The organism is Pseudomonas iridis (assembly GCF_017980685.1).
GTDB classification, from domain to species: Bacteria; Pseudomonadota; Gammaproteobacteria; order Pseudomonadales; family Pseudomonadaceae; genus Aquipseudomonas; species Aquipseudomonas iridis.
In genome coordinates this window covers 71,711-84,028 of sequence record NZ_JACXXO010000015.1, presented here as the reverse complement: position 1 = coordinate 84,028, position 12,318 = coordinate 71,711, and the positions used below count along the sequence as shown (strand labels likewise).

8 protein-coding genes and 1 riboswitch are annotated in these 12,318 nt (G+C 59.9%); of the genes, 3 read left to right on the top strand and 5 right to left on the bottom strand.

The features are described from left to right. Positions 1-17 precede the first annotated feature (17 nt). From IEQ42_RS21370 to IEQ42_RS21350, 5 genes are all read right to left on the bottom strand, one after another. On the bottom strand, positions 18-2,750 hold the full coding sequence (locus IEQ42_RS21370) for a winged helix-turn-helix domain-containing protein (protein WP_210705089.1): 2,733 nt from the start codon (positions 2,748-2,750) through the stop codon (positions 18-20). A gap of 309 nt (positions 2,751-3,059) precedes the next feature. Beyond that, a complete protein-coding gene (locus IEQ42_RS21365) occupies positions 3,060-4,424 on the bottom strand; it encodes a DUF1329 domain-containing protein (protein ID WP_210705087.1) in 1,365 nt (454 codons plus the stop codon). A 27-nt stretch (positions 4,425-4,451) separates the two neighbouring features. Further along, on the bottom strand, positions 4,452-6,341 hold the full coding sequence (locus IEQ42_RS21360) for a DUF1302 domain-containing protein (RefSeq protein ID WP_210705085.1): 1,890 nt from the start codon (positions 6,339-6,341) through the stop codon (positions 4,452-4,454). Positions 6,342-6,678: 337 nt separating this feature from the next. Beyond that, a complete protein-coding gene (locus tag IEQ42_RS21355; RefSeq protein ID WP_210705083.1) occupies positions 6,679-8,361 on the bottom strand; it encodes a fatty acid--CoA ligase in 1,683 nt (560 codons plus the stop codon). Between the two features lie 192 nt (positions 8,362-8,553). After that, complete coding sequence (locus tag IEQ42_RS21350) at positions 8,554-9,183, bottom strand: LysE family translocator (RefSeq protein WP_042561016.1); 630 nt, start codon at positions 9,181-9,183, stop codon at positions 8,554-8,556. 157 nt (positions 9,184-9,340) lie between these two features. Between IEQ42_RS21350 and IEQ42_RS21345 the strand changes: the two genes are divergently transcribed. The 3 genes from IEQ42_RS21345 to IEQ42_RS21335 all read left to right on the top strand — a co-directional run bounded on the left by IEQ42_RS21345 (position 9,341) and on the right by IEQ42_RS21335 (position 12,174). Then, positions 9,341-10,306, top strand: coding sequence for a 2-hydroxyacid dehydrogenase (locus IEQ42_RS21345; RefSeq protein WP_210705082.1), 966 nt, complete (start codon positions 9,341-9,343; stop codon positions 10,304-10,306). Positions 10,307-10,338: 32 nt separating this feature from the next. After that, positions 10,339-11,337 (top strand): class I SAM-dependent methyltransferase, encoded by a 999-nt coding sequence (locus IEQ42_RS21340; RefSeq protein ID WP_210705081.1) that lies wholly within the window; start codon positions 10,339-10,341, stop codon positions 11,335-11,337. 39 nt (positions 11,338-11,376) lie between these two features. Beyond that, positions 11,377-11,501: riboswitch (yybP-ykoY riboswitch) on the top strand. A gap of 88 nt (positions 11,502-11,589) precedes the next feature. After that, positions 11,590-12,174, top strand: a complete 585-nt coding sequence (locus IEQ42_RS21335; RefSeq protein ID WP_042561019.1) for a TMEM165/GDT1 family protein — start codon at positions 11,590-11,592, stop codon at positions 12,172-12,174. The last annotated feature ends 144 nt before the right edge of the window (positions 12,175-12,318 follow it).

The following is a 12,318-nucleotide window of genomic DNA, read 5'->3' as shown; positions in this document are numbered from 1 at the left end:
GAGGCGTCAGACGGCGGTCACTGCAACACCCCCAACTCCTTCGCCCGCGCCACTGCCTGCGTACGCCGCTCAACCCCAAGCTTGCTGTTGATATGGCTGGCATGAGTCTTCACGGTATGCAGCGAGATGAACAATTGCTCGCTGATTTCCTGATTCGAGCAGCCCTGAGCAATCAACCGCAATACCGCCAGTTCGCGACTGCTGAGCTGTTCGGTCGTATTAGATTCCACGGCCGGACGGGGCACGGCTGGCGGAAAGTGTTGCAGCAATTGCTGTCCTGCCAGCGTTGGCGACGTCAGCAATTGTCCGCGCAACCAGTCCACGTGTCCTTTGACCAAAACCTCGAAAGGTTGCAGCACGCCCCCGGCCGCTGCCTCCAGCGACTGATTCAGCGCTTTGCGCGCCTCCGCCTCGCGCCCGCTCGCCAACAGCAACGCCACCTTCTGCGTCAACGCCATCACGCTGAGCAACTGACGCCCGGTTTGCTGGCCGTTTTCGTGCAATACGTTCAAGCGCCCTTCGGCGAGCATCGGTTGCCCTTGAATCACATCGAGCAGTGCCTGTTGCAGTTCGACATGCAACGGCAATTGTGGATGAAATTCCGGCGGCGCCGCCGCACGTTCGCCCGTATAAGTCTGGCCCAACCGCGCGAGCCAGGCTTCGGCCAGATCGGTGCGACCCTGCGCCAGCCACAGTTCACATTTGACCAGGGTGATCATCGCCAGATAGTAGATCGGCGGCACATCCCAGATGTGCATCAGCCGCTCGGCCTCGGCGAGTTCGGCGAAGGCTTTGGCGAACTCACCGCTGGCGCCATCCAGACGCGCGATCACGCAGTGACCGATCAACACGCTGATGTCACGACAGGCTCGCGCTTCACTGAGCCCGGCCAATAACCGCACGCGTGCGAGCTGCGGCTGCAAACGCATCGCCAACAGAAAACCTTCGTATAGCGTCAGTCGCGCGCGCACGGCATACAGGCGCTGCGGGGACAGTCCGCGCAACCGTTCCAGGCCCTGATGAACTTCATCGAGCGAACGCAGAATTTCACCGCGAGCCTGCAAAACGCGGGCGCGATCGTAGTGCGCCAATGCTTCGAATAACGGATTACCGACGCGTTGCGCCAACTCAAGAGACTCACGATTCAATCCCCGCGCGCGCCACAGATCACCGTCGGCAATCGCCAGGTTGGATAACGTCGACAAGCACATCAACCGCTGGCCGTAGCGCTTGGCCGGCAGACTTTCGAGCGCTTCGCTGCAGTACTTGAGCGTCAACTCGCGATGACCGCGTCCGCGCGCGATGATCCCGCTCAACGCCAGCCATTGCGCCAGCATCGACTTTTGCGCCGTGGCCGATGGCGCCGGCAGGAAGCGGCTCAGATGGCTGGACAATTCTTCGGCCGCATCGAGCTGACAGGCCAATCCCAAGGCCCAGCTGTACAAAACGATCAAGCGCGGCGTGCTGATCAACAGGCTGTCGGGCAAGTCCATCTTCCAGCGCAACAGCATGCCGACATTCTGCTCGGCCAGCAGTTGCTCCTCCGACAGGTTCTGCACCAGATTCGCCGCGACGTCGAGGTGGCCGGCACGCAACGCCTGCTCCACGGCCTCATCGAGTAAACCCTGAGCGTTGAACCAGCGACAGGCGCGCAAATGCAGCGTTGCGGTGGGCACCATGGCCTGAGCAACCGGGCGACTGCGCAACAGGTCGGAAAACAAATGGTGATAGCGATACCAGTGCCCGTGTTCATCCAGCGGCACCAGAAATACTTGATGCGCCTGCAGGAAACGCAGGATCTCGGCACTGTCATGGGCTTCGCGCACGGCATCGCACAGTTCGCTGCAAAAGCGTTCCTGCGGTGCGGTGTCGTAGAGAAATGATTGCACTTCGATGGGCAGGCAATCGATGACTTCTTCGAGCAGATAGTCGCGGATCAGCCCTTCCCCGCCGTTCAGCGCTTGCGGCAACGCCGCTTCACTGCCGGCTTCGGATGCTGCCAGCAGCCAGAACCGCAGCCCGGCGACCCAGCCTTCGCTGCGCTGGATGAGGTTTTCCAACGCTTCGCCGCGCAATGAAGTGCTGTGGCGATCAAGCAATGTCAGGGCTTCGTCGTGGGTCAGGCGTAAATCCTGCTCATGCAGTTCCAGCAATTGCCGCGACAGTCGCAAGCGCGCCAGGTGCCAGTCAGGGCGCTGCCGACTGGTGACCATCACCAGCAAACCCTCGGGCAAGTGATTGAGGAAAAACTGCAGGCAACGGTCGAGCACCGGGCCCTGAGCGAGATGATAATCGTCGAGCACCAGTAACAAGGGTATCGCCGGATCAAGGTGCTGCGCCAGCTCGTCGAGCAGGCCGTCGAGCCATTCTTCAAAGGCAAACGGCTGGTGGCGTTGACGCATCTTCAGCAGGCCGAGCGCGCGGCTGCCCAGTTGGGGGAAATAGTCCTGCAGGCCTTCGAGCAAGCGCTCGAGAAAGCGACCGGGGTCGCTGTCCCGTGGGCTCAAGCCCAGCCAGAGACTTTGCCAATGCGCCGGCAGGCTTTGGCAAAACTCCACGGCCAGCGAACTCTTGCCGAAGCCTGCGGGGGCACTGACCAGCAACAGCCGTCCACCGAGTCCTGCTTGCAGGCGCTCGCAAAGGCGTGGTCGCAATACGTGTCCGTCAGGCAGCGGCGGGCGAAAAAAACGCCCGTCAAGTGCCGCGACGGCAACGCTTGCGGGACCCGGAAGTGGGGACAGATCAGTCATGGCCGGCTCTTGTTCGAATTGCTGTTGGCGGCGTTGCAGATGTCCGCAGACTAGCCTTAAACGAACCGGTTATGAAGGTAGTTGCTACAAATGGCTACAAAAAGGCTACAACGACCTGCACGCCCAATCCTGTAGGAGCTGCCGATGGCTGCGATCTTTTGACGTGGATGTTTCTGAATCCAAAGCAGGATCAAAAGATCGCAGCCTGCGGCAGCTCCTACACAAAGCGGTACAAAAATGATCATAAAAAAAACGCCCCGAACCAGTCGGGGCGTTTTCACGAGGATGCGGCCTCGGGTTTACAGCGGTTTAACGAACACCTTCCTGACGCAGAGCGGCCGGGGTGAAGTCGCTGGTGGTCGCGGTGAAGCCGAAGTCATACGCACTCTTCTCTTCGTTCTTCATGCCCAACGCCAGGTAGCGGCCGGACTGCAGGTCGTAAAGGGTTTCCAGGGCATACCACGGCACTTGTTTGTCGTAGTAGTTCTCGGCATGCGCCTCGGCCACACGCCACAGCTGACCACGACCGTCGTAATGGTCGATGACCGCTGCTTGCCAGGTGTCCTCGTCTATGTAGAAGTCACGCTTGGCGTAGATGTGGCGCTGACCTTCCTTCAGGGTCGCAATCACGTGCCAGACGCGGCGCAACTCGTAACGCGCCAGATCCTGGTTGATGTGGCCGGCCTTGATGATGTCGGCGTATTTCAGTTTCGGATCGTCGAGCTTGTAGCTGTCGGAAGCGATGTACATCTCTTTCTTGCCTTCAAGCTTCCAGTCGTAGCGATCCGGCGCGCCGTTGAACATGTCCAGGTTGTCGGAGGTACGCAGACCGTCCGCCGCAGTACCCGGGCCGTCATAGGACACTTGCGGTGCGCGGCGCACACGGCGCTGACCGGCGTTGTAGACCCACGCCGAACGTGGCTCTTTAACCTGGTCGAGGGTTTCGTGCACCAGCAGCACACCACCGGCCAGACGTGCCGGTGCGGTCACTTTCTGCTTGAAGTAGAACAGGATGTTGCCTGGGTTCGCCGGATCGTAGTCTTTCATCTTGTCGCGGAACACGAACTGATCCTGGAAATACACCAGGCTGTACGAGCCGTTCGGTTGCGGCGTGGCCTGGGTCACCAGACGCGTTACGCTGCCGCCACGATAGCGGGTGATGTGGTTCCAGATGACTTCGACACCGGTTTTCGGAATCGGGAACGGCACAGCCGTTTCGAAGTTTTCCAGACCGTTGCCGCCCGAAACCAGCGTGGTGGTAGTGGCGTTTTTCTTGATGGAGGCGAACACCTCATCCGGCACGGTAGCGCCGCGATGCGATGGATAAACCGGCATCTTGAAGGTTTCCGGGTAGCGCTTGAACATCGCGTACTGGCCCGGCGCAAGTTTGTCCTTGTACTTGTCGACATCCTTGGCGGTGATGGTGAACAACGGTTGCTCACTGGCGTAAGGGTTGGACAGGAAACCACGCGCATCGACCGTACCGGCATTCTTCGGCAACGGCTTCCAGGCCGGGATCGAGCCATCGGCGTTACCCGCCATTTCTGCGCCCATCGGGGTCAGGCTCTTGCCCAGCTTGTCCGCTTCGCCAGCAGGCACTGCGGCCATGACGCCGGTCGCCAGCAGCGACAGACCCAGAACACCGGCGTGGAACAGACTTTTTGTTATTTTCATAAATTCGTTCGTCCTGAAATGCAGTGCTTAGAAGTTCACGCCGAAGCTGAGCGCAACGAAGTCGCGGTCATCCACGGTGGTGTACTTGCCGTCGAAGAAGTTGGTGTAGGCCAGGCTCGCGGTGTAGGTGTTCTGGTACTCGGCATCGACGCCCAGACTGACCGCTTTGCGACCTTCCTCGAAGTTACCGCCAGGGCCAGGCGAGTAGCCGCTGACGTCATGGGACCAGGCTACGTTCGGCTTGAGGTTCACACCGGCGAAGACGTCGTTGTAATCCCAGATGGCCCGACCGCGATAGCCCCACGACATCGATGTGGTGAAGCCATCGTTGTCGCAATTGCGGCTACGGTTGTTCTGCGGCGAACCCGGCCCTGCACCATTGATGGTGCTGGCGTTGAGAATGTTGGCGCAGGTATTGATACCGCCAGTGGCCGGCAACTCACCCGGACCAAAAACCGGATCCCGGCCATAACGCTTGTCGGAACGGCTTTCCAGCCCGCCGACGTAGGTCGCGCCGATTTCACCCACGAGTGTCATACGGCTGGCGCCCATGACCTGATCGAAGAAGTGCGTGAAGGTCGTCTGCAGTTGAGTGACTTCCTTGCGCTCATAGCCATGCAGGTCCTGGCCAGGAACGCCAGTGAGCAGCGAAGCGTTGGTCAGTGCGCCGCCCAGCGGGCGTACACCGGCGAAGAGGATGTCGGTGGAGTTCAGTTGCACCGGAGCATTCGGCCGGTAGCTGATTTCACCGCTCCACGCCGTACCGGTAGGCAGGGTGGTGGAGAAGCTCAGGCCGTAGAGGCGGATGTCTTCCGGGTATTCGACGAAGTAGTTCGAGTTGCCCGCCACCAGCAGCGGTGCAAGAGCAGCGAACGGCCCAGGCAGACCGGCGGCAGTGTTGTAGACCGATTGCGGTGCGCCGGTTGCGCTGAAGATCGGCGCACGGCTGTGGTAGTTCATGAAGTACGCGCCGAACTCGGTATCGAGCGGTTCGAACATGTATTTCAGAGACGCGCCCCACTGGCCGCTGTCGCGAGCATCACGATCCGGGCCACGACGCACCAGCACGCCTTCATTGTTGACGTCGACGCCGTTGGCAGCCAATGGCCCCAGGGCGATCGCTGGAATGGTCGAGCGCTTGTTCAGCACGCGCAGGTTGTTTTCACAGCCGTCGGCAATGATGTCAGGCTGCGAGAAGAAGGTGCCGCAGTTGTCGACGACGGTCTGGTCCCATTCGAGCTGGTAAAAGGCTTCGGCCGACAGGTTGTCGGTCAGGCTCTGAGACACGTAGAACATGTTGACCGGGATCAGGCCTTCCTTGATCTCGGCACCTGGGCGGCGGAATGCAGACACGTCGATCGGGTTGATCGAGTTGATGCCGCCACCGATGAAGGTACTTTCACCCCAGCTCACTACCTGCTTGCCCAGACGAACCGAGCCCGGCTGATCGGCGATGGCGTAGTTGTGGTAGACGAAGGCGTCGAGGATCTGCCCGCCGGAAGACTTGGCGCCTTCCTTGCGATTGCTGTCGCTGATGTCCTTGAACTGACGGCTTTCGTCCTTGAGTTCGAAGTCGTACCAGTATTTGCCACGGACGAACACGCCGGTGTCGCCGTATTTCAATTCAAGGTCATGGATGCCCTTGAAGATCTTCGAAAAGGTTTCGCCGCTCTTGAAGTTGGCGTGGCCATCGTCAGAAGTCTGCGACAGACCTTGACCACCATTGTTGACGCCGATGAGGTTCTTGTTCGGGCTCTGGGTAGACCAACTTGCGCCGATCGACAGGGATGAATCGAACTGACCTTCGATTTCACCAACGTTGAAACTGACGCCGAATGCAGGCCCGGCGAGCGAAGAAGCAAGACTGACCGCCAGAGGCAGTTTCGCCCGGCGCCAGAACTGGTTTACTGAGGTCATCGACGCTACTCCATGTGCATTATTGTTATGGCAGTGAGTACTTTTAAAAACGTCTGAAGGACCGGATGCCAAAGGCTCTCCGACGTCACTCCAAAGATGCATCGCCCCATCTTGTGCGTGTGCCACGTTCTTAAAAATCCTTAAGTGGACTATAGCCAGCAGGTTGTAGAGCTTGATCCCTCTAAAGTGTGATTTGCAGCTGCCGACCACTCTGGAACAGTCCTTTCGCCAGGCCGACACGTGTCGGCATGGCAAGGATGGCTGAAATTTTCGATTTCACAAGGCAAGCGCTTGCTTGGCGGGTCTGGCGCGCCGTTTTCGGCGCGCCAGCAGGTACTCAAAGGGTCGAGAGGAAGGTGCTGTTATTGGCCTGCCATTCAGTGATGTCGAGGCGGATGCGCTTCTTGTCGAGCTTGCCGACGCTGGTCTTGGGAATTTCCGTAACAAGAGCGATCTGGCTCGGAATCGCCCACTTGCTCAGATGCCCCAGTTCCACAAATGGCTTGAGGTGCTCCTTGAGCTCCCGTGCCCCGATTTCATGCCCTTCACGGATCACCAGCAGGGCAAACGGGCGCTCGCCCCACTGCGGATCGGCGATGCCCACCACTGCTACTTCGCGTACCGCAACGTGACGGCTGATCAGGTCTTCGAGGTCCAGCGAGGAAATCCATTCGCCACCGGTCTTGATCACGTCCTTGATCCGGTCACGGATGTCGATCACGCCCATGCTGTCGAGCGTCGCGACGTCGCCGGTGTGCAGCCAGCCGCCGGCCCACAGTTCGGCGCCTTTTTGCGGTTCGTTGAAATAACCTTCGGTCAGCCACGGCGCACGCAGCACCAGCTCGCCCTGGGTTTCGCCATCGGCCGGGAGGAAGTTGCCTTCGGCATCGACAATCGCGGCTTCCACCAGCGGGCCCGGCACACCGGCCTTGATTCGATAAGTGGTGCGTTCGTCCTCGGTGCCGGCCATCAGCTCGTCGTTGAGGTGTGCGCACGATACCAATGGCCCGGTCTCGGACATGCCATAGGCGGCGGTGAGTTGAATGCCGCGAGCCTTGGCGGTTTCGTACAGGGTACGGTTGAGTGCGCTGCCGCCGATGACGATTTTCCAGCCGCCGAAATCGGTGTCCTGCGCACCTTTGGCGTTGAGCAGCATTTGCAGAATGGTCGGCACGCAATGAGAGAACGTGACCTTCTCCTTGCGCCACAGCTCCACCAGAAACTCCGGATCGTAGCGCCCCGGATAAACCTGTTTGAGTCCGAGCATGGTCGCCACATAAGGCAGGCCCCACGCGTGAACATGGAACATCGGCGTGATTGGCATATAGACGTCGTTGGTGCCGAGCAGGCGCACGCTGTCGATGGAGCCCATGATCGTCGACACGCCCATGGTGTGCAGCACCAGTTGCCGATGGGTGAAGTACACGCCTTTCGGGTTACCGGTGGTGCCGGTTGTATAGAACGTGGTGGCGACCGAGTTTTCGTCGAAGTCCTCAAAGTTGTACTGCGGGCTGGCGGCGGCCAGCAGTTGCTCGTACTCGCCCACCAGATTCGGCAGCTCGGCGGTTTTTTCCGGCAGATCGGTCAGCAGCAGGGTTTTCTCGACCGTGGTCAGTTGCGGCGCAATCGCCTGGTACAGCCCGACGAACTCGCTGTTGACCAGCACAAAGCGGTCCTCGGCGTGGTTCATGGTGTAGAGGATCTGCTCCGGCGACAGGCGCACGTTGATGGTGTGGATCACCGCGCCGATCATCGGAACGGCAAACATGCATTCCAGGTAACGGTGACTGTCCCAGTCCATCACCGCCACGGTGTCACCGGCCTTGACGCCGGCAGCCGTCAACACGTTGGCCAGCCGCGCCACGCGCTCGATCAGGGTCGGGTAGCTGTAGCGAAACTGGTCACGGTAGATGATCTCGCGGGTTTTCTCGTAACGGGCACCGGACATCAGCAGCCGTTTGATCAGCAATGGATACTGGTAGGCCCCATCGGCTGGGGGAATGACGCGAGTCTGCAACATAAGAATCCCTTTTCTGACGGCTCGGTGTTGGCGTAGAGATTTGTACTCTAAAACCCTTATACGCCAGCCAAATCAGCCAAAGGAATGATTTGCAGAGCCGTACAAATGCTAGCTTTGCGCCAGCATTTGCAGGATGGAAGGGGAAAGTCATGAACGAGCCCTTTGTATGAGCTGCCCAAGGCTCTCGCCGGATCAATGCATTTCGGTGAACGCGATTTTCACACCGAGGGCGATCAGCACAGCGCCCATCGTGCGGTCGAACCAGTGGCCCATGCGGGCGAAACCGGCGCGTACGCGTTGCTGGCTGAACAGCATGGCCACCAGGCAGAACCAGAAAGCGGTCGCAACGGCGAGGTAAACGCCGTAACCGGCCTGCATCGCCAGGGGCGTGTGCGGGTTGATCACTACAGTGAACAACGACAGGAAGAACAGTGTGGCTTTCGGATTCAGGCCGTTGGTCACGAAACCCGAAGTGAACGCACCACGGGCGGTGCGCTCGCCCGCTTCCTTGTGCAGATCATCGCTGACGGCTTTTGCCGGTTGCGCACGCAACGCCTTGAAGCCGATGTACAGCAGGTACGCCGCAGCCGCCCATTTCAGCGCGTTGAACAGCACAATCGACTGCGACACGATCAAACCGATGCCCAGCAGCGAATAGCCCACATGCAGGAAAATCGCCGTGCCCACACCCAGCGCCGTCCAGGTACCGGCGCGTCTTCCGTGGGTGACGCTCTCGCGCACCACCACGGCAAAGTCCGGGCCGGGGCTGGCAACGGCCAGCAGGTGGATCAGTGCAACGGTCAAGAACTCGGTCCAGTACATGGGGGCTCCTCTGGAGTTGATCAGTCAAATCGGACCCAAGGCGCAGGTGCTCGCTCCCACAGGATTCTGGAGCACCGCAGCCACCGAGTAACCAATTGTTTCATCTGGTAGGCTCGGCAGATTACGCCTTCCGTTCACAGCACAAAAGGTACAGTTGATGACGAACCCGCGCCGCGCCGTATTCCTTGATCATCCTTCACTGGATCTTGGCGATCTCGACCTCAGCCCGTTGCGCGCCTGCTTCAGCGACTTGCAATTGTTCGCTCAGACCTTGCCTGAACAGGTTGCCGAACGCCTGCAAGGTGCCACCGTGGCGATCAGCAACAAGATCCTGATCGACGCCGCCGCCATGGCCGCCAACCCTGACCTGAAACTGATCCTGATCACCGCCACTGGCACCAACAACGTCGATCTGGTGGCCGCTCGCGCCCACGGCATCACGGTGTGCAACTGCCAGGGTTACGGCACGCCATCGGTGGCGCAGCACACCATCATGCTGTTGCTCAACCTCGCCACCCGCCTGGCCGATTATCAAAAAGCCGTCGGTGACGGTCGCTGGCAGCAGGCGAAACAGTTCTGCCTGCTCGACTACCCGATTGTCGAACTGCAAGGCAAAACCCTCGGCTTGCTCGGTCATGGCGAACTCGGTGGCGCCGTTGCGCGACTGGCCGAAGCCTTTGGCATGCGCGTATTGCTCGGACAGATTCCAGGACGCCCTGCCCGAGCGGATCGTTTGCCGCTGGATGAATTGCTCCCGCAGATCGACGCCCTGACGTTGCACTGCCCGCTCAACGAACACACTCGCCACTTCATCGGCGCTCGCGAACTGGCCTCGATGAGACCCGGCGCGTTCGTGATTAACACTGCCCGCGGCGGACTGATCGATGAGCAGGCGCTGGCCGATGCCTTGCGCGCCGGTCATCTAGGCGGCGCCGCCACTGATGTGCTGAGTGTCGAGCCGCCCACTCAGGGCAATCCGCTGCTGGCCGCCGACATTCCGCGTCTCATCGTCACGCCGCACAACGCCTGGGGCAGCCGTGAGGCGCGGCAGCGCATCGTCGGTCAATTGACCGAAAACGCCGAAGCGTTCTTCAGCGGTAAGGCGCTGCGGGTCGTCAGTTGATAAACTGCGGCACTTTTTTTTGAGGAGCAGATATGGATCCGCGCAGTGAAGTACTGCTTCGTCAGCCCGAGTTATTCCAGGGTTCGCTGTTGTTGGCCGGTTTGCCTGCCGACGATTTGCTCGGTCGCCTGCCCAACGCGTTTGGCTGGTGCTGGCATGCCGGTGATCAAAACGCCCTGGAGGCGCGCTTCGAAGGCCGCAGCCATTTCGGCGTGAACATCCCCGAGCGCGAGTTCGACAGCGCCGTGGTGTTCCTGCCCAAGTCCAAGGACTTGACCGACTACATCCTCAACGCCGTGGCCGCGCGCCTGGCCGGGCGCGATGTCTTTCTGGTCGGGGAGAAACGCAGCGGCATCGAAGGCGCTTCCAAGCAACTCAACCCGTTCGGCAAGCCGCGCAAGCTCGACAGCGCGCGGCACTGCCAGCTCTGGCAAGTCACGGTAGCCAATGCCCCTGAAGTGAAGTCGCTGGAAAGCCTGGCACAAACCTATGAATTGCCGCTGGCCGAAGGTCCGCTAAAAGTCATCAGCCTGCCGGGCGTGTTCAGCCATGGTCGACTGGATCGCGGCAGCGCGCTGTTGCTGGAGCATCTGGACAAACTGCCGAGCGGCCACCTGCTGGATTTCGGCTGTGGTGCTGGAGTGTTGGGGGCTGCGGTAAAACGTCGCTACCCGCACAATCAGGTCACGTTGCTGGACGTCGACGCTTTTGCCGCCGCCAGCAGCCGTCTGACCCTTGCAGCCAACGGGCTGGAGGCTGAAGTGCTGACCGGTGACGGTATCGACGCTGCTCCGATGGGTCTGAGCGCGATTCTGAGCAATCCACCGTTCCATGTCGGCGTCCATACCGATTATTTCGCCACCGAGAACTTGCTGCGAAAAGCGGCCAAACATCTGAAAAACGGTGGCGAACTACGCTTGGTTGCGAATAGTTTCCTGAAGTATCAACCACTGATTGAAGAGCACCTCGGGATCTGTGCGATCAAGGCTGAGGGTAACGGTTTCCGGATTTACCGGGCCAAGCGCGGCTGAAAATTTGTTCTTGCTCTATCGGATTTGCGAAGGCAGAATCCGCTCCGTCCTAGGGGAGTAGTCTCCCACGAGCACCAAGCTCGTCCGGCATACGTCAACATACTTGATCCTCAGATCATGGCGTATGCGACCCAAGCGTCCGCATCAGACGGATTGCAGGGTTTGACAAGACCTATGACACGCACACCTTACCCGGGGCGGGAAGGCTGTACGTGTCATAGCCGTGTCGACCCGCCCCTTAGGAAAATCCTGATGCTGGACTCGTTACTCGTTCCCACCGCAATCGTTGCCTTGGCCGAAATCGGCGACAAGACGCAACTGCTCGCGCTGATTCTGGCCGCACGCTTTCGCAAACCCTGGCCGATCATTGCCGGCATCGTCGCTGCAACCCTGGCCAACCACGCAGCAGCCGGTGCGGTAGGTGCCTGGTTTGGCAGCTTCTTCTCCGACTCCGTGTTGCACTGGATTCTCGCCGCAAGCTTCGCAGCCACTGCACTGTGGACGCTGGTCCCGGACAAAATGGATGACGATGAAGCCAGCACCGCGCGCAAGTTCGGGCCGTTCCTGACCACGCTTATCGCGTTCTTCCTTGCTGAAATGGGCGACAAAACCCAGGTTGCGACGGTGATGCTCGCCGCGCAATATCCGGAGTTGTGGCTGGTGATCATCGGCACCACATTGGGCATGCTGATTGCCAACGTGCCGGTTGTACTGGCGGGTAATTTTGCCGCGGACAAACTGCCACTGACCTTGATCCGACGCCTGGCGGCCTCGGCATTCCTGATTCTGGCGCTCGTTGCGGTGTACAAGGCGATGCAGAGCAGTGGCTGGGTTTAACGGCACAAGTCGATAGACCGCGTCACCGTTCTTCGCGAGCAGGCTCGCTCCCACGGGGATTTACGGCGCTCACAGATTGTGTGAGCAATACCGAACCTGTGGGAGCGAGCCTGCTCGCGAAGGGATCATCAGCCTCGCTGAAAG